Origin of the sequence: Micromonospora sp. NPDC048835, assembly GCF_040649995.1 — a bacterium.
In the GTDB taxonomy this organism is placed as follows: domain Bacteria; phylum Actinomycetota; class Actinomycetes; order Mycobacteriales; family Micromonosporaceae; genus Micromonospora.
The window spans coordinates 107,632-124,757 of the sequence record NZ_JBEZGM010000003.1; the positions used below are offsets into that span (position 1 = coordinate 107,632).

General features: G+C 72.8%; 14 protein-coding genes. 8 read left to right on the plus strand and 6 right to left on the minus strand.

Features of this window, described 5'->3' with window-relative positions:
• Window positions 1-38: 38 nt before the first annotated feature.
• On the minus strand, window positions 39-998 hold the full coding sequence (gene dapD, locus AB0C15_RS05255) for a 2,3,4,5-tetrahydropyridine-2,6-dicarboxylate N-succinyltransferase (protein ID WP_357348882.1): 960 nt from the start codon (window positions 996-998) through the stop codon (window positions 39-41).
• 78 nt (window positions 999-1,076) lie between these two features.
• Between dapD and dapE the strand changes: the two genes are divergently transcribed.
• Complete coding sequence (gene dapE / locus AB0C15_RS05260; protein ID WP_357348884.1) at window positions 1,077-2,150, plus strand: succinyl-diaminopimelate desuccinylase; 1,074 nt, start codon at window positions 1,077-1,079, stop codon at window positions 2,148-2,150.
• A 56-nt stretch (window positions 2,151-2,206) separates the two neighbouring features.
• Here the strand turns inward: dapE and AB0C15_RS05265 are convergent, their stop codons facing one another.
• On the minus strand, window positions 2,207-2,374 hold the full coding sequence (locus AB0C15_RS05265) for a hypothetical protein (RefSeq protein WP_357348886.1): 168 nt from the start codon (window positions 2,372-2,374) through the stop codon (window positions 2,207-2,209).
• Window positions 2,375-2,528: 154 nt separating this feature from the next.
• Here AB0C15_RS05265 and AB0C15_RS05270 point away from each other — a divergent pair, with 154 nt between their 5' ends.
• The 7 genes from AB0C15_RS05270 to AB0C15_RS05300 all read left to right on the plus strand — a co-directional run bounded on the left by AB0C15_RS05270 (window position 2,529) and on the right by AB0C15_RS05300 (window position 13,662).
• A complete protein-coding gene (locus AB0C15_RS05270) occupies window positions 2,529-3,395 on the plus strand; it encodes a TIGR00730 family Rossman fold protein (RefSeq protein ID WP_357348888.1) in 867 nt (288 codons plus the stop codon).
• A complete protein-coding gene (locus AB0C15_RS05275; RefSeq protein WP_357348890.1) occupies window positions 3,395-3,940 on the plus strand; it encodes a TIGR00730 family Rossman fold protein in 546 nt (181 codons plus the stop codon). The genes AB0C15_RS05270 and AB0C15_RS05275 overlap by 1 nt, the downstream gene beginning before the upstream one ends.
• A gap of 212 nt (window positions 3,941-4,152) precedes the next feature.
• The gene (locus tag AB0C15_RS05280) at window positions 4,153-7,728 is read left to right on the plus strand and encodes an ATP-dependent DNA helicase (RefSeq protein ID WP_357348892.1); all 3,576 of its coding nucleotides are present in this window, start codon (window positions 4,153-4,155) and stop codon (window positions 7,726-7,728) included.
• A 10-nt stretch (window positions 7,729-7,738) separates the two neighbouring features.
• Window positions 7,739-11,257, plus strand: a complete 3,519-nt coding sequence (locus tag AB0C15_RS05285; RefSeq protein ID WP_357348894.1) for a UvrD-helicase domain-containing protein — start codon at window positions 7,739-7,741, stop codon at window positions 11,255-11,257.
• A 226-nt stretch (window positions 11,258-11,483) separates the two neighbouring features.
• Window positions 11,484-11,687 (plus strand): cold-shock protein, encoded by a 204-nt coding sequence (locus AB0C15_RS05290; protein WP_007464836.1) that lies wholly within the window; start codon window positions 11,484-11,486, stop codon window positions 11,685-11,687.
• Window positions 11,688-11,910: 223 nt separating this feature from the next.
• Window positions 11,911-13,224, plus strand: a complete 1,314-nt coding sequence (locus AB0C15_RS05295) for a DEAD/DEAH box helicase (protein WP_357348896.1) — start codon at window positions 11,911-11,913, stop codon at window positions 13,222-13,224.
• Between the two features lie 237 nt (window positions 13,225-13,461).
• Window positions 13,462-13,662 (plus strand): hypothetical protein, encoded by a 201-nt coding sequence (locus AB0C15_RS05300; RefSeq protein WP_357348898.1) that lies wholly within the window; start codon window positions 13,462-13,464, stop codon window positions 13,660-13,662.
• A 263-nt stretch (window positions 13,663-13,925) separates the two neighbouring features.
• Here AB0C15_RS05300 and AB0C15_RS05305 read toward each other — a convergent pair whose 3' ends face one another.
• Genes AB0C15_RS05305 through AB0C15_RS05320 form a run of 4 tightly spaced genes read right to left on the minus strand, consistent with a single transcriptional unit; the run spans window position 13,926 to window position 17,088 of the window.
• Complete coding sequence (locus AB0C15_RS05305) at window positions 13,926-14,372, minus strand: Rrf2 family transcriptional regulator (RefSeq protein ID WP_357348900.1); 447 nt, start codon at window positions 14,370-14,372, stop codon at window positions 13,926-13,928.
• A 1-nt stretch (window position 14,373) separates the two neighbouring features.
• Entirely contained in the window at window positions 14,374-15,258 is an 885-nt protein-coding gene (locus tag AB0C15_RS05310) for an ABC transporter permease (protein WP_357348902.1), read from the minus strand.
• On the minus strand, window positions 15,248-16,027 hold the full coding sequence (locus AB0C15_RS05315; protein WP_357348904.1) for an ABC transporter ATP-binding protein: 780 nt from the start codon (window positions 16,025-16,027) through the stop codon (window positions 15,248-15,250). The genes AB0C15_RS05310 and AB0C15_RS05315 overlap by 11 nt, the downstream gene beginning before the upstream one ends.
• Window positions 16,024-17,088 (minus strand): ABC transporter substrate-binding protein, encoded by a 1,065-nt coding sequence (locus AB0C15_RS05320; RefSeq protein WP_357348906.1) that lies wholly within the window; start codon window positions 17,086-17,088, stop codon window positions 16,024-16,026. Before AB0C15_RS05320 ends, AB0C15_RS05315 begins: the two co-directional genes overlap by 4 nt.
• Between the last annotated feature and the right edge of the window lie 38 nt (window positions 17,089-17,126).

Here is a 17,126-nt window from a genome sequence, read left to right on the forward strand (position 1 = left end):
CGGGTCCGCGGCCGAACGCCGCGGACCCGGCGGGTGCGTCAGTCGTTGGCGTGCAGGGCGGCGTTCAGCTCGATGCCCCGGCCGGTACGCGGCCGGGCCTCCAGCGCGCCGGTCACCGAGTTGCGCCAGAACAGCAGGCCGTCGACGCCGGACAGCTCGCGGGCCTTGACCACCCGACCGTCCGGCAGGGTGACCTTCGAGCCGGCCGTGACGTAGCAACCCGCCTCGACCACGCAGTCGTCGCCGAGCGAGATGCCGATGCCGGCGTTCGCGCCGACCAGGCTGCGCTCGCCGATGCGGACCTTGTCGGTGCCGCCACCGGAGAGGGTGCCCATGATCGATGCGCCGGCGCCCACGTCGGAGCCGTCACCAACCACCACGCCCTGCACGATGCGGCCCTCGACCATCGAGGTGCCGAGCGTGCCGGCGTTGAAGTTGCAGAAGCCCTCGTGCATCACCGTCGTGCCGGCGGCCAGGTGCGCGCCGAGGCGCACCCGGTCGGCGTCGGCGATCCGTACACCGGAGGGCACCACGTAGTCGGTCATCCGGGGGAACTTGTCGACCCCGTACACCGCCAGGTGGCGGCCGGCGGCCCGCTCGATCACGCGCAGCTCGTCCACCCGCTCCGGTGGGCACGGCCCGGCGGACGTCCAGGCCACGTTGGCCAGCTTGCCGAAGATGCCGTCCAGGTTGACCTCGTTGGGTCGCACCAGGCGGTGGGAGAGCAGGTGCAACCGGAGGTACGCGTCGGACGCGTCCTTGATCGGGTCGTCGAGCGAGCCGATCACGGTGACCACCTGCACGGTACGCAGACCGGGCAGGGAGCGGTCGCCAAGCGCGGCCGGCGGCAGGTCGAGCACGTCCGTCTTGTCCTCGCCGGCGACCAGCGGCAGCTCGCCCAGGCCCAGCTTGCCGGTCGGGTACCAGGTGTCGAGCACCTGCTCGTCTGCGGTGACCGTAGCCAGGCCGATGCCCCAGGCGGAATCTGCGGACGTCACTGTTACACCTCTCGGTCACGGCCGGGCTGACCTCGGCTCGCTCCTCGCGCTGACAGACCTGAAGGTACCGTGCGAACCATGGAGAACCCGCTGACCCCCGAGGTCCTCGCCGATCCGGTGCAGCTGACCCGCGCTCTGGTCGACATAGAGTCCGTGTCCTTGAACGAGAAGGCGATCGCCGACTGTGTCGAGGAGGTGCTGCGCGGTGTACCGCACCTGACCACCCACCGGCACGGCAACACGGTGATGGCGCGCACCGACCTCGGTCGGTCGCAGCGTGTCGTGCTGGCCGGGCACCTCGACACGGTGCCGTTGAACAACAACTTCCCGTCGACCATGCGCGGCGACCTGATGTACGGCTGCGGCACCTCCGACATGAAGTCCGGCACGGCGTACGCGCTGCACCTGGCGGTGACGCTGCCCGAGCCGCGCTACGACGTGACGTACTTCTTCTACGAGGCCGAGGAGATCGAGTCCCAGTACAACGGGCTGAACCTGGTCGCCCAGGCGTTCCCGGAGTGGTTGCGGGCGGACTTCGCGGTGCTGCTGGAGCCGACGTACGGCATCGTCGAGGCGGGCTGCCAGGGCACCATGCGCTCGGTGGTCACCACGACCGGCGTACGCGCCCACTCGGCGCGCTCCTGGCACGGGGTAAACGCCATCCACGTGGCCGGTGAGATTCTGCGACGTCTTCAGACGTACGAGGCGCGCCGGGTCACCATCGACGGCTGCGACTACCGCGAGGGCATGAACGCGACACGCATCAACGGCGGGGTGGCCGGCAACGTGGTCCCCGATCACTGCGAGGTCGAGGTCAACTACCGGTTCGCCCCGGATCGCACCCCGGCCGAGGCGGAGGCGCACCTGCGTGAGGTGTTCGCGGGCTTCGAGGTGAAGGTCACCGACGCGGCCGCAGGTGCCGCACCCGGGCTCGACGCGGCCCCGGCGAAGGAGTTCCTGGCGGCGGTCGGCGCCGCGCCGATCGGCAAACTGGGATGGACGGACGTGGCCCGCTTCGCGGCGATGGGCATCCCCGCGCTGAACTTCGGCCCGGGCGACCCGAACCTTGCGCACCACCCGGACGAGCACGTCGAGATCAGCAAGATCCGTGACGGTGCGGCGACCCTGCACCGCTGGCTGGCCCCCGCCTGACCTCTGGCCCCGGACCCCTTCGGCCTCCCGACCCGCAAGTGATCAAGAGGTTTGCGTCAGCCTGGCCCGTTGTCGGCGACGCAAACCTCTTGATCGGTCCCGGAGGGGGTGGGAGAGCTGGGGGTCGGGTTCTGCTGACGGGCGCGGCGGCGCTCGGCCACCACGTCGTGGATCCGTCGCTGCATCTGCCGACGGATCCTGATCATCTCGCTGTTACTGATCACGCTGTCTCCTCCCCCGAAGGCGCGCGCCGGGGCATACCCGGTATGTGAATAGTAAGACGTACGGGAGAGCCGAATAGTTGCCCTTGATCGCGAACAATTTCTCGGCGTCCCCGCCCCGCGCACCCGACAGGGGCTGCTCCACTACGGTTGCCCCATGAGCCAGAGCAACGGGCGGGAGGCCGGTCGCGGTCCGGGGCAGGAGCGGCATCGCGGTGCGGTCACCCTGCGCAGAGGGGCGATCCCGAGCAGCACCGCCGACCAACGGTTGCTGGATTCACGGGGCCGCAGTGACTGGAAGACCAAGGACGCCTGGCGTGCGCTGCGCATCCTCGCCGAATTCGTCGAAGGTTTCGACACCCTCGCCGACCTGCCACCGGCGGTCAGCGTCTTCGGTTCCGCCCGCAGCGGCCCGGACAGCGCCGAGTGCCGGCTGGCCGAGCAACTGGGCGGCGCACTGGCCCGAGCCGGCTACGCGGTGATCACCGGAGGTGGGCCCGGGGTGATGGAGGCCGCCAACCGGGGCGCCAGCGAGGCCGGCGGGCTCTCCGTGGGGCTCGGCATCGAGCTTCCGTTCGAGCAGGGCATCAACGACTGGGTCGACCTGGCCATCGACTTCCGCTACTTCTTCGCCCGCAAGACGATGTTCGTCAAGTACGCCCAGGCGTTCGTCGTGCTTCCCGGCGGGTTCGGCACCATGGACGAGTTGTTCGAGGCGCTCACCCTGGTGCAGACCGGCAAGGTCACCCGGTTCCCGGTGGTGCTGATGGGCGTCGCCTACTGGCAGGGCCTGCTGGACTGGCTACGCGACACGATGGCCGCCACCGGCAAGATCGGGCCGGTCGACCTGGACCTGATCTGCCTCACCGACGACGTCAACGAGGCGGTCCGGCACATCGTCGCGGCGGAGGCCGCGCTCTCCGCAGAGCAGGAGGCGGTCCGCGAGGAGGCCGTCGCCCGCACCGGAGCAGACCAGCGGGCCGCAGCCGAACAGGCCGCCGAGCAGCCTCGGGACCACGACTGATGGCGGCGATCTGCGTCTTCTGCGCGTCCTCCCGTACCCTCGATCAGCGCTGGTTGGATCTGGCCGCCGAGACCGGCGCGGAGCTGGCCCGGCGCGGGCACACACTGGTCAGTGGTGGTGGTTGCGTCGGCATGATGGGCGCGCTCGCGGACGGCGCACGGTCCGCAGGTGGGCGCACCGTCGGCGTGATCCCGCAGTCGCTCGTCGACCTGGAGGTCGCCGATCTGGCCTCGGACGAGCTGCTGGTGACCGACTCGATGGCCAGCCGCAAGACCCTGATGATCGACAAGTCGGACGCGTTCCTCACCCTGCCGGGTGGGCTGGGCACCCTTGACGAGTTGTTCGAGGTCTGGACCACCGCCACCCTCGCCCTGCACGTCAAGCCGATGGTGCTCATCGACACCGACGGGTTCTACCGTCCCCTGCTGGAATGGCTCGACGCGTTGGCCGACCAGACCTTCCTCAAGCCCGCCGGCCGCGACCTCCTGACCGTGACCGCCACCGTCCCCGAGGCCCTCGACGTCCTGGAATCCCACCTGACCTGACCCCCGGCCCCGCGCCCGAGGGCCCGGCCCCCCGGCCCGGCCCTGCTCCGGCCCCCAGCCCCGCGGTGATCATGAAGTTAGCGGCAGCTCCGTCGGCGTGTCGCGTCGCCAACTTCATGATCGACGTGGCGGGTGGCGGGTCGCCGGAGACGGAGTGGTGGTGGGTGGGGTTTGGGTGGGTGGGTGTCGTATGGGTCTGATGGGATGAGCTGATGCAGGCGTACCGGTTGGTGCGGCGGCCCGGTGGGCCGGCGCGGGGGGATGAGGCGACGCCTGACGGCGCTTCCGTGCCCGGCGCGTCCGGGGGCGGTGTCGGCGCGTCCGACCGGGTGGTCGGGCCCGAGCTGACCGGCGGCGGCTGGCGGGCCGATCCGGTGCAGGCCGAGGTCGTCGGGCACACCGACGGGCCGATGCTCGTGCTCGGTGGCCCCGGCACCGGCAAGACCAGCACTCTGGTCGAGTCGGTCGCCGCCCGGGTGGCCGAGGGCGCCGACCCCGAACGGATCCTCGTGCTGACCTTCGGCCGCCGAGGCGCCACCGCGCTGCGGCAGCGCATCGAGGCCCGGATCGCGCAGGACGGCCATCGGGTGCTGCGGGAGCCGCTGGTGCGCACCTTCCCGGCGTACGCCTTCGGGCTGCTCCGCCGCGCCGCCGCCGAGCGGGGCGAACCGTCGCCCCGGCTGCTCACCGGCCCCGAGCAGGATCTGATCATCCGTGAGCTGCTCGACGTGGTGGGCGAGGAGCCCGAGGACGACCCGGTCGGCTGGCCGACCGACCTGCGCCCCGCCCTGCGCACCCGGGCGTTCGCCGGTCAACTGCGCGACCTGCTCATGCGCGCCGCCGAACGCGGCGTCGGCCCGATCGACCTGGCCCGGCTCGGTGAGAAGCTCGGCCGCGCCGACTGGCCGGCCGCCGCCCGCTTCCTCCGGGAGTACGTCGCCGTGCTCGCGCTGCGCGACGTCAGCAACCGGGGCTCCATCGCGTACGACCCGGCGGAACTGGTCCGGGCGGCCACCGGGCTGCTGCGCGACGACGAGGAGTTGCTCGCCGCCGAGCGCCGCCGGCTCTCCCACGTCTACCTCGACGAGTTGGCCGACACCGACCCCGCCCAACTGGAGTTGCTCTCGGTCATCGCCGGCGGTGGCAAGTCGCTCGTCGCGTTCGCCGACCCGGACTCGTCCACGTACGCCTTCCGGGGCGCCGATCCAGCCGGCGCGGCGACGTTCCCGCACCGTTTCCGGACGGCCTCCGGTGCGCCGGCCGCGCAGGTGCTGCTGACCACGTCGTACCGGGCCGGGCCGGCTCTGCTCGCCGCGATCGCCCGACTGGGTCGCCGGCTACGAGGCCCGGCCGCGCACCGTCGGCTGCACCCCCTGCCGGACGCGCCGCCCGGCGTGGTCGAGGTGCACACGTTCCGCTCGGCGACGAGCGAGGCCGCCTGGCTGGCCCACGCGCTGCGCTCGGCCCACCTGCTCGACGGCGTGCCCTGGTCACGGATGGCGGTGCTGGTGCGGTCCACCGCGTTGCAGCTGCCCACCCTGCGCCGGGCGCTGCACGCTGCCGGCGTACCCACCGTGGTGCACGGTGAGGATCTGCCCCTGCACCTGCAACCGGCGGTCGCGCCGCTGCTGCTTCTGCTGCGCTGCGCGCTGGAGCCGGAACGACTCGACGAGGAGGCGGCCGTCGCGCTGCTGCACTCCCCGCTCGGCGGGGCCGACCCGCTGGCCGAGCGTCGGCTGCGGCAGGGCCTGCGAGCGATCGCGTTGGCCGGCGGTGACCGCCGCCCCTCCGGGGATCTGATCATCGAGGCGTTGCAGGACCCGGAGGAGCTGGGGAGCATCGACAGGCGCTGGGCGGAGCCGGCGCAGGCGGTGGCCGGGCTGCTTGCCGTCGCACGCGAAGCCGCCGCCCGGCCCGGTTCGACCGCGGAGGATGTGCTCTGGGCCGTCTGGCACGGCAGCGGTCTCGCCGAGCGGTGGGCCGGCGCGATCAACCAGGGGCGCCCGGAGGCCGGCGAGGGTGACCTGGCCCGACGACGGCGGGCCGAGGCGGCCGACCGTGACCTGGACGCCGTGCTGGTCCTCTTCGACGCGGCGGCCCGGTTCACCGATCGGTTGCCGGGCGCCCGCACCGAGGTCTTCCTCGACCACGTGCTCGCCCAGGACCTGCCGGCCGACACCATCGCCCCGACCGCCGACCGGGGCGCCGCGGTGCGCCTGCTCACCGCACACGCCGCGAAGGGCCTGGAATGGGACCTGGTCGCGGTGGCCGGCGTACAGGAGGGCATCTGGCCGGACCTGCGGCTGCGCGGCAGCCTGCTCGGCTCCGAGCGACTTGTCGACGTGCTGGCCGGCCGGTCGGTCGACGGCGCGACCGCGGCCAACGTGGTGGGTCAGACCTCGGCGTTGCTTGACGAGGAGCGCCGGCTCTTCCACGTCGCCGTCAGCCGGGCCCGGCACCGGCTGCTGGTCAGCGCCGTGGCATCGGTCGCCGTCGGTGGTGACGACCACGAGGAGCAGCCCAGCCGGTTCCTGCACGAGCTGGGCCCGAGCACCCCGCCGCCGAGCACCCCGCCGCCGAGCACCCCGCCGACGAACCCGCCGAGCACGCCGCCGACGCCGACCCCGCCGAGCCCGTCGTCGACGCCGTCCACCCCGCCGCCGACAGAGCCCGGCCCGGCGCCCGGTCCCCGTACCGGATCGGTTGGCGGCGGCACCGGGGGAGCTGTGGCGGGCGAGACCGGCGACGAGGAGCCGGACCGCCCCGGGGCGCTGCCGGTGACCCGTCCACCCCGGGCGCTCACCCTGCCGGCGTTGGTCGCGGAGCTGCGTACCGCCATCACCGACCCGGCCGCTCCGGCGGCCCGGCGGCGCGCCGCGGCGGCGGAGCTGGCCCGGCTCGCCGCCGCTGGGGTGCCCGGCGCGCACCCCGACGACTGGTGGGGCCTGCGCGTGCTCTCCGACGACCGGCCGCTCGTCGACGACGGCGACCCGGTGCGGGTCACCCCGTCGGCCATGGAGAGCGCGCTGCGGTGCAGCCTGCGGTGGCTGCTGGAGCGGCACGGCGGCAGCGGCCCGACGAGCACCGCGCAGGGTGTGGGCAATCTGGTGCACGCCGCCGCGATGCTTGCCGAGGACGCCAGCGCCGACCGGGGCGCGCTGCTCGACTACGTGGCGGCCCGGTTCGACGCGATCGAGCTGGCGGCCCGGTGGATGGCCGGGCCGGAGCGGGAACGCGCCGAGGCGATGGTCGACAAGTTGCTGCGCTGGCTGGCCACCAACCCGCGTCGGCTGCTCGCCATCGAGCACGAGTTCGCCGTCCGGCTGGACGACCCGAACCGGCCCGTCGACCTGACCGGCCGGGTCGACCGGCTGGAGGTCGACGAGGCCGGGCGACTCGTGGTGATCGACCTGAAGACCGGCAAGTCCACCGCGGTCACCGGCACCGACCTGGCGGAGCACCCGCAGCTCGGTGCCTACCAGGCGGCGGTGGAGGCGGGGGCCTTCGCCGAGTTCGGTGACGAGTCCGGGGGCGCCGCGCTGGTGCAACTCGGCACCTCCGCGAAGGACGCCCGCGAGCAGAATCAGCCGGCGGCCAGCGAGGGGCCGGCGGCCGGCTGGGCGACCGCGCTGGTCCGGCGCACCGCCGATACGATGGCAGCCGCCACGTTCGCCGCGGTGGCCAACTCGAAGTGCCGGGTCTGCCCGGTGCGTACCAGCTGCCCGGTCTCCGGGCAGGGGCGCCAGGTGGTCGAGCCGCCGGCCGTCCGTCCTCCGGAAAATCAGTGAGGGGCGAGGAGTGACCCAGCCCACCCTGTTCGGCGCTGGTCCCGCACCGACGCCCCGGCTCGCCGACTCCGGCCCCCGGTACACCCCTGTGGAGCTGGCCAAGCTGCTGCGGTTGCCGGCGCCCACCCGGGAGCAGGCCGCGATCATCGCCGCCCCGGTGGAGCCGCTGCTGGTGGTCGCGGGCGCCGGGTCGGGCAAGACCGAGACGATGGCCTCGCGGGTGGTCTGGCTGGTGGCCAACTCGTACGTGCGGCCGGAGCAGATCCTCGGGCTGACGTTCACCCGCAAGGCGGCCGGCGAGCTGGCCCACCGCGTACGGACCCGGCTCGACCAGCTGATCCGCCGCCTCGGTCGGCAGGGCCGGGACCCGCTTGGCGACCCGCTCGCGGGTGAGCCCACCGTCTCCACCTACCACTCGTACGCGGGGCGGATCGTCACCGAGCACGGGCTGCGGGCCGGCTACGAGCCGTCCACCCGGCTGCTCACCGAGGCGTCCCGCTGGCAGTTGGTCGACCTGCTGGTGCGCAACTACGACGGCGACATGTCCGAGGTGGACCGGATGCCGAGCACCATCACCGACGCGGTGCTGGCCCTCGCCGGGGAGTTGGACGAGCATCTGGTCACGCCGGACGAGCTGGCGGCCTGGACCGGTCGGTTCTTCGCCGAGGTGCAGTCCCGGCCCGGCCGGGTCTACGCCGACGTGCGCAAGGCGCTCACTCTCCAGCAGACCCGGTTGCGGCTGTTGCCCCTGGTGCGGGCGTACGCCCGGCGCAAGGAGGACTTCGAGGCGATGGACTTCGCCGACCAGCTCGCCCGGGCGGCCCGGGTGGCCCGGGATCACCCGGCGGTCGGCGTGATCGAGCGGGACCGCTTCCGGGTGGTGCTGCTCGACGAGTACCAGGACACCAGCCACGCCCAGGTGGTGTTGCTCAACGCGTTGTTCGGTGGTGGGCACCCGGTGACCGCGGTGGGCGACCCGTGCCAGTCGATCTACGGCTGGCGGGGGGCCAGCGCGGGCACCCTGGACAGGTTCCCCACCGAGTTCGCCCGCGCCGACGGTGAGCCGGCCCCGGCACTGGGGCTGACCACGAGTTGGCGCAACCGCCCGGAGATCCTCCGGGTGGCGAACGCGCTCTCCACCCCGCTGCGGGCGGCGGGTGCCCGGGTGCCCGAGCTGCGCTCCGCGCTCACCGTCCGGGACCCGATCCCGCACCGCAGCCCGGGTGGCGCGGCCGGTGGCACGGTGCACTGCGCCATGCTGACCACGTACGCCGACGAGGCCGACTGGATCGCCGACAGCGTGCTTGCCGCCTGGCGCGGGGCCGCCGGGATGCCGGGCGTCGCCCCGGAGCACATCCCGGTGGTACGGCGCCCGACGACCGCCGTGCTGGTCCGGGTCCGCAGCCAGATCCCGGCGATCGAGTCGGCGCTGCGTGCGCGCGGCCTCCCGGTCGAGGTGGTCGGGCTGGGCGGCCTGCTGGACACCCCCGAGGTCCGCGACGTCGTCTGCACGCTGCGGGTGTTGGCCGACCCGACCGACGGCGCCGCGCTGCTGCGGCTGCTCACCGGCGCCCGTTGGCGGATCGGCCCACGTGACCTGGTGGCGTTGCACCGGCGGGCCCGGGCCATCGCGAAGGCCCGGCGACAGGTGGCCGCCGACGACGACTCCGAGATCAGCCCCGACCTGTTGGACGAGGCGACCCTGGTGGAGGCACTGGCCGACCTCGGGCCGGCGCAGGCGTACTCGGCGGAGGGCTTCGCGCGGCTGCGCGCGTACGGCCGGGAGTTGGCGTTGCTGCGCTACCGACTGGACCAGGCGCTGCCGGATCTGATCGCGGACATCGAGCGCACGATCGGCCTGGACGTGGAGGTCGCGGTGCGGGCCGGCCGGGACGGCGCCGGCGACGCGGGCCTGGCCCGGGGGCATCTGGACGCGCTCGGTGACGTGGCGGCCCGGTTCAGCGGGGAGACCCCCGGCGCGACCCTGTCCGGCTTCCTGTCCTACCTGGCCGCCGCCGAGGACGAGGAGCGTGGCCTGGCGCCGGGCGAGGTCGAGGTGGTGGAGGGCGCGGTGCAGGTGGTCACCGCGCACGCGGCCAAGGGCCTGGAGTGGGACGTGGTGGCGGTGGCCGGGCTGTGCCGTGGGTCGTGGCCGGGGCCGGTCCGCAACTCCGATCACTGGCTGGGTGGGCTGGGCGTGCTGCCGTTCCCGCTGCGCGGTGACGCCGACGGGCTGCCCGACCTGGCCCTCGACGAGGCGGGGGACCAGCGGGCCGTGGCCCGGGCGGTGACCGACTTCGTCGACGCGTGGCGGGCCCACGACGAGCGGGAGGAACGCCGACTGACGTACGTGGCGGTGACCCGCCCACGCCGGCTGCTGCTCTGCTCCGGTTACTGGTGGGGGGAGGGCACCAAGCGACCGCGAGGTCCGTCGGTCTTCCTCCGTGAGGTGTACGACGCCTGCCTCGACGGCGGGCCGGGGCACCTGATCGACGCGTGGGCGCCGGAGCCGACCCCCGACGCGACGAACCCGACGGCCGAGGTGGTGCTCCGCGCGGAGTGGCCGGCCGACCCGCTGGGCGGCCGGCGGCCGGCGTTGGCCGAGGCTGCCGGGTTGGTGCGTCGCCTGATGGCCGACGGTCCGACGGCGGCGCTCCCCGGACCGGTCGGGCCGGTGCTCCCCGGGCCGGTCGGGCCGGTGCTCCCCGGACCGGTGACGGCGGTCGTGCCATCGGTGGCGTCGGAGGTCGGGTCGCCGGTTGGGTCGGAGGCCGGACCAGCCACGCCGGGTGGGCCGGTGCCGGCCGAACCGGTCAGGCCGGCGGAGGACCCGGAGGTGGCGCGCTGGCGGCGCGAGGCGGACCTGCTGCTGGCGGAGCGCGCCGAGCTGACCCGGCTCTCCGGTGCGGTCGAGGTGGCTCTGCCCGGGGCGCTGAGCGTCACCCAACTGGTTGCGCTACGGCGTGATCCGGCGGCGCTGGCCCGTACGCTGCGTCGCCCGGTGCCCGCCGAACCCAACCCGTACGCCCGTCGGGGCACCGCCTTCCACGCCTGGTTGGAGCAGCGCTTCGGCGCCGACCGGCTGTTGGACCTGGACGAGTTGCCGGGTGCGGCCGACGCCGATGCCGCACCCGACGAGGCGCTCGTCGAGCTTCAGGAACGGTTCCTGGCCAGCGAGTGGGCCGACCGGGCGCCGGTCGAGGTGGAGGTGCCGTTCGCCACGGTGATCGCTTCAGTGGTGGTGCGGGGTCGGATGGACGCGGTCTTCGCCAGGCCGGGCGGTCGGTTCGACGTGGTCGACTGGAAGACCGGCGCCCAGCCCACCGGGCCGGCGGCCGACGTGGCCGCCGTGCAGTTGGCCGTGTACCGGCTGGCCTGGGCGGAGTTGGCCGGTGTGCCGGTCGACCGGGTGGGTGCGGCGTTCCACTACGTCCGGCACGGGGTGACCGTGCGACCTGCCGACCTGCTGGATGTGACAGGCCTCACGGCCATGATCGCCCAGTTGCCCGAGGATTCTGCCCACCATTGACCTCTGCGGGGAAAACCGTGGTAGGTTGACCGGGTTGCAGTTTTGGTTACCAGAGACTCTGTGTGCGCCTGGCGGGATTGTGGCCCCAGGCGCTCTTTGTTGTGTCCGGAGTTCTCCGGGCGGGGCGACCAGAAGCGACAGGCGATTCGCGCATCCCCGCGCGGAGCGCTCCTCTTCGGGCACGCAACACGTGCGTGTCCGACGTTCCGTCAAGGAGACGAAACACATGGCTATTGGCACCGTGAAGTGGTTCAACGCTGACAAGGGCTTCGGCTTCATCACCCCCGACGGCGGCGGCGCCGACGTTTTCGCCCACTTCTCGGCGATCCAGTCCTCCGGCTACCGGAGCCTGGACGAGAACCAGCGGGTCGAGTTCGAGGTGACCCAGGGTCAGAAGGGCCCGCAGGCGGAGAACATCCGCCCGCTCTGATCTTCGGATCGGTCAGCATTACCTGTCGCGCCCTCCGGGTGTGACGGTGACGGGACCGGCCCGCCCCGCTGTCGCCTGCCTCCGCAGGCGACGGCCCGGTGGCGGGCCGGCCTGTACTCCCTTCGGTTCGTGCTTGTGAGTCCTGGCGGCCTTCTTCCGCCGGTTGACAGCGCCGACTTCGGCGCCCTCCCTCGACACGTGCCGCGTCGAGGAAGGCTTCCGCATGACCACAGTTATTCCCACTTTCGCTTCTTCCGGTCTGGCACCGGCGCTGCTCACCGCGCTGACCGCGCAGGGCATCACCGAGCCGTTCCCGATCCAGTCGGCGACGCTGCCCGACTCGCTCGCTGGCCGGGACGTGCTGGGCCGGGGTCGTACCGGCTCCGGCAAGACCCTCGCTTTCGGACTCCCGCTGCTGTCCCGCACCGCCGGCCGTAAGGCGCGGCCGGGCCGCCCGCTGGCCCTGGTGCTGGTGCCGACCCGCGAGTTGGCGCAGCAGGTCACCACCGCCCTGGCCCCGTACGCCCGTGCCGTCGGGCTGCGCTGCGCCACCGTCGTCGGTGGGCTGTCGCTGCAGCGGCAGGCGGACGCGCTGCGCGCCGGTGCCGAGGTGGTCGTCGCCACCCCCGGCCGGCTGCACGACCTGATCAACCGTGGCGACGCCCGGCTCGACCAGGTCGAGATCACCGTGCTCGACGAGGCCGACCAGATGGCCGACATGGGCTTCCTGCCGCAGGTCACCAAGCTGCTGGAGCAGGTCGCGCCGCAGGGGCAGCGGATGCTCTTCTCGGCGACCCTGGACGGCGGCGTGGACCGGCTGGTCCGCCGTTTCCTGAGCAACCCGGTCACCCACTCGGTCGACCCGGGCACCGCGACGGTCACCGCGATGACCCACCACGTGCTGCACGTCGACGCCGCAGACAAGCCCGACGCGTTGACCCGGATCGCCGCCCGTGAGGGCCGCACCATCCTGTTCATGGGCACCAAGCACCGCGCCGACCGGCTGGCCCGCCAACTGCTCGCCAAGGGGGTACGCGCGGCCGCGCTGCACGGCGGCAAGTCCCAGCCGCAGCGCACCCGGATTCTGGAGCAGTTCCGCAACGGTCAGGTGACCGCCCTGGTCGCCACCGACGTGGCGGCCCGTGGCATCCACGTGGACGGCCTGGACATGGTGGTCAACGTGGACCCGCCCACCGAGGCGAAGGACTACCTGCACCGTGGTGGCCGTACCGCCCGGGCCGGCGAGTCGGGTTCCGTGGTCACCCTGGTCCTGCCGGAGCAGCGCCGGGACGTGTCCCGGCTGATGGCCACCGCCGGCATCCGGCCCGAGTCGGTCCAGGTGCGCGCGGGTGACGGAGCGTTGGCCCGGGTGACCGGTGCCCGTGAGCCGTCCGGTGTGCCGGTGACCATCGTCGCCCCGCCGGCGCCCGCTTCCCGGGCACGTACCTCCGGCGGCGCGTCCACCGAGGGTGGCGCCCGGCCGGCGCACCGCGCGTCGGGTCGGTCCCGTCGTCCGCGTCGCCCCCGTACCGTCTGATCTTCTGCGCGTCGACCGACCCGTTCCGCTTCGGCGGGGCGGGTCGTTTCCGTCTTCCGGGCCGTTCGGCTGTCCGCGCCGCCCGATCGGTCAGCCGGCTACGCCGGGCGGCCCTCTCTGCTGAGTCGGTAATCAGCATCGGCGGGGTCGGCTGGCCGACTGTGCCCCGGGCGGTCGTGGTCGAGGCTGACCGTCGGGGGAAGTCGGGTCGGGGGGCCCGACTCGGAGGGGGTGACCATGGCGGGCGAAGCCGGCTCGGGCGCACTGCGTGAACTGCTCATGGTGGTCGCGCTCGCGCTCGCCGGGTTGTTGCTCGCCATGGTCGCGGCCTTCGCACCCTGGCACGCCACCCCGGCGGGTAACGCTCCCGCCGGTCTGGTGGAGCTGCACAGTCCTGGCGACCCGGGCCTCGGCCCGGCCACCGCACACGTGGGCTGAGCAGCGACCGGTCTACCGGCGTCGGCGGAGGGGCAGGCCCGGTCAGGATCGGTACGGTATGTGGTCGGGTCGGCGGGGCACCGACCCGACCACATCCCCCCGCGCCCCGCGCCCCCGCGCCACCCACCGCGCCGATCTTGCAGTTTCTGTTGTCGGTACGGGCCGGTATGCCCCTTATGCCGCGACAGCAAGTGCAAGATCGCGAGGCAGGGGCAGGGGCAGAGGCGGGGGCAGGGTGGGGCAGAGGCAGGGGTGGGGTGGGGTCAGCCGGGGGGTGCGGGGGTGGGGGTGACGGGGGCTTGGGTGAGCAGGTTGGTCAGGGTGGTGCTGTCGACCACCGTGGCGATCGCCCCGTGCACCGCCAGCCAGACGTCGGTGAGGCCCGCGGCCACCCCGTGATAATCGGCCCGCTCGGCCGGTAGGCCGCGCACCGTGGTGAGCGAGCCGCCGACCGCGCGCAGCACGTCTCCGACGGTGATCTCGTCGGGCGGGCGGGTCAGCGCGTACCCGCCCTCGGCGCCGCGATGGCTGTGCAGCAGGCCGGCTCGGCGCAGGTCGAGCAGGATGCCCTGGAGGAAGCTGAGCGGGATGTCCTGCATCTCGGCCAGGCTGGCCGCCTTCACCAACTCGCCGCCGTCACCACCACCCGAGGCGGCGGCGACGGCGAGCATCGCCCGGAGCGCGTAGTCGCTGCGCGCGGAGACGAACACGTCACTGACCAGCCTGGTCCAGTACGCCCCACCGCCGCCGGATCGCCTTGTCCGCGGCGCCGAACGCGGCGTCCACGACGAGGCCGACCACCAGGATGACGATCATCGTGGAGAGCAGCCAGGGCGCGTCGGACAACTCCCGCGAGTAGGTGAGTTGGGCGCCGAGCGAGGTCTGCGAGATGCCGACGACGAGCAGCTCACCGGCCATCAGGCTGCGCCAGGAGAACGCCCAACCCTGCTTGAGTCCGGCCACGATCGCCGGCAGGGCGGCCGGTGCGATGACGTATCGGTAGAGGTTGAGCCCTCGGGCACCCAGGTTGCGGCCGGCGCGCAGCAGCAGCGGCGGCACGTAGTCCACCCCGGAGATCACCCCGTTGGCGATGGACGGTGCCGCGCCGAGCACGACCACGAAGAAGATCGCCTTCTCGCTCAGCTCGAAGAGCAGGATGGCCAGCGGGAACCAGGCGATCGAGGGCATGGTCTGCAACGCGGTGATCATGGAGCCGATGGCAGCTCGCAGCACGGTGGACCGGGCCACCGCGAGGCCCAGCAACAGGCCGACGGCGACCGAGAACACGTACCCGAGGGCGGCCCGGCGCAAGGTGGTGAGCAGGCCGTCCCAGAGCTGCGGACCCTGTGCCTGGGCCACCAGCTCGCGGCCGACCTCAAGTGGCCCGGGCAGCGAGTACGGGGGCTTCCATCCGGAGAGGACCACGAGTTGCCAGGCGGCGATGGCGATGGCCAGGGCGGCGAGCTTGGGCCAGGTGGCGGCCCATATCCGGGCACCCCGGGAGACCTCCTTGTCCCGGCCGGCGATCTCCAGCGCGTCGAGGCCGGAGATCTCCGCGTCGGTACGCGCCGAACTGGTGAGGGTGTCACTGGCCATGGCGGCCCACCTCCGTACGGAGTCGCTCGGTGACCTCGGCGGCGATGGCGGCGACCTCGGGGGAGTCGATCCGACGAGGGCGCGGGATGTTCACCTCGGTGGAGTAGATGATCCGGCCGGGTCGGCTGGAGAGCAGGATGATCCGGTCGGCCAGCCGGGCCGCCTCGCGGACGTTGTGCGTCACGAAGAGCACCGAGAGGTTGCGCTCGGACCAGATGCGTTCCAGCTCGTCGTGCAGGATGTCCCGGGTCATCGCGTCCAGGGCGCCGAACGGCTCGTCCATCAGCAGCACCGGCGTGTCCAGGGCCAGCGTGCGGGCGAGTGCGACGCGCTGCCGCATGCCGCCGGAGAGTTCGTGGGGGCGCTTGCGGCCGAAGTCGGCCAGGTGCACCGTCCGCAGCAGCTCGGCCACCCGCTCGCGGCGTTGGGCCCGGGGGAGTCGGCGCAGCTTGAGGGGCACCTCCACATTGGCGTCGACGGTCAGCCACGGGAAGAGCGCCGGCTCCTGGAACATCAGGCCCGGGTTGGCGTCCCCGGCCAGGGTGATCTGCCCGCCACTGACCCGGTCCAGCCCGGCCACCAGGTTGAGCAGGGTGCTCTTGCCGCAGCCGGACGCGCCGACCAGACAGACGAACTCGCCGGGCGCGACGTCGAGCGACACACCGTCCAGGGCCAGGACGGCGTTCGCCCCGCGCCCGTACACCTTTGTCACGCCGGAGAGCGCGACCGCGGTGGTCGCGCTCTGCGGCGTCGTCGTGGTCGACGTCATGGCTGGACGACCTCGGGCTTGCCGGCGGCCTTCAGCGCGTTGTTCAGGTACTTCAGGTCGTACAGGCCCTTGAGGTCGACCGGCTCGGTCAGGCCGACGTCTACGGCGTGGTCGAGCCCGGCCTTGAGTGAGGACGGGATCGGGTCGTTGGTGAACTCCAACGTCGGCCACGCCTGCTTGATCAGCTTGAGGTCCAGCGGCTTGCCGGTGATCTTGCCGATCGCGTCCGAGATGGCCTGCTGCGCCTCGTCCGGCTTGGTGTTGACGAACTCGTTGGCGGCCACCTGGCCGTCGACGAGCCTCTGCACCACGTCCGGGTGGGCCTTGAGGAACTTCGTGCTGACCAGCAGGTTGGTGATCACGAACTTCTTGTCCGGCCACAGGTCGCGCTCGTCGACGAGGACCTTGCCGCCGGCGTTGAGCAGGCGGGAGACGAACGGCTCGGGCACCCAGGCGCCGTCGATCGCGCCGCTGTTGAACGTCTCGATCGTCTGGGCGTTCTCCTGCGGAACGATCTTGACATCACCGCCACCCTCCTTGGTGGTGGTGAGGCCCTGCTGCTTGAGCCAGTAACGGATCGCCACGTCCTGGGTGTTGCCCAGCTGCGGGGTCGCGATCTTCTTGCCCTTCAGGTCCTGCGCACCGGTGATGCCGGGCTTGACCACGAGCGCCACGCCGCCGGAGGCCGCGCCGGAGATGACCCGGACGGCCTCACCCTTGGACTTGGAGAAGGCGTTCACGGTCGGGTTCGGGCCGATGTAGGTGGCGTCCAGCGCACCGGAGAAGACCGCCTCGATGGCGGCCGGGCCGGCGTTGAAGGTCTTCGGGTCCAGCTTGACGTCGCTGCCGAGCTTCTCCGCGAAGATGCCCTTCTCCACGCCGACCACCGCCGGCGCGTGGGTGATGTTGGGGAAGTAGCCGAGTCGCAGCGTCACCGGGCCGGAGCTGCCGCCGGCGCCGTCGCTGTCGTCGCCGCACGCGGCGGTGCTGCCCAGGGTCGCCGCGCCGACCACGGCGAGGGTGGCCAGGGTGACCATCCGGCGCAGGGGGAGCCGTCTCATCGTCCATCCAATCCGCAGTATTCCTACTTAGTTGGTAG

Coding starts and splice junctions, on each gene's coding strand:
- AB0C15_RS05320 (WP_357348906.1), bottom strand. CDS start 17,088: ATGAGACGGCTCCCCCTGCGCCGGATGGTCACCCTGGCCACCCTCGCC.
- AB0C15_RS05270 (WP_357348888.1), top strand. CDS start 2,529: ATGAGCCAGAGCAACGGGCGGGAGGCCGGTCGCGGTCCGGGGCAGGAG.
- dapE (WP_357348884.1), top strand. CDS start 1,077: ATGGAGAACCCGCTGACCCCCGAGGTCCTCGCCGATCCGGTGCAGCTG.
- AB0C15_RS05275 (WP_357348890.1), top strand. CDS start 3,395: ATGGCGGCGATCTGCGTCTTCTGCGCGTCCTCCCGTACCCTCGATCAG.
- AB0C15_RS05295 (WP_357348896.1), top strand. CDS start 11,911: ATGACCACAGTTATTCCCACTTTCGCTTCTTCCGGTCTGGCACCGGCG.
- AB0C15_RS05290 (WP_007464836.1), top strand. CDS start 11,484: ATGGCTATTGGCACCGTGAAGTGGTTCAACGCTGACAAGGGCTTCGGC.
- AB0C15_RS05315 (WP_357348904.1), bottom strand. CDS start 16,027: ATGACGTCGACCACGACGACGCCGCAGAGCGCGACCACCGCGGTCGCG.
- AB0C15_RS05300 (WP_357348898.1), top strand. CDS start 13,462: ATGGCGGGCGAAGCCGGCTCGGGCGCACTGCGTGAACTGCTCATGGTG.
- AB0C15_RS05310 (WP_357348902.1), bottom strand. CDS start 15,258: ATGGCCAGTGACACCCTCACCAGTTCGGCGCGTACCGACGCGGAGATC.
- AB0C15_RS05280 (WP_357348892.1), top strand. CDS start 4,153: ATGCAGGCGTACCGGTTGGTGCGGCGGCCCGGTGGGCCGGCGCGGGGG.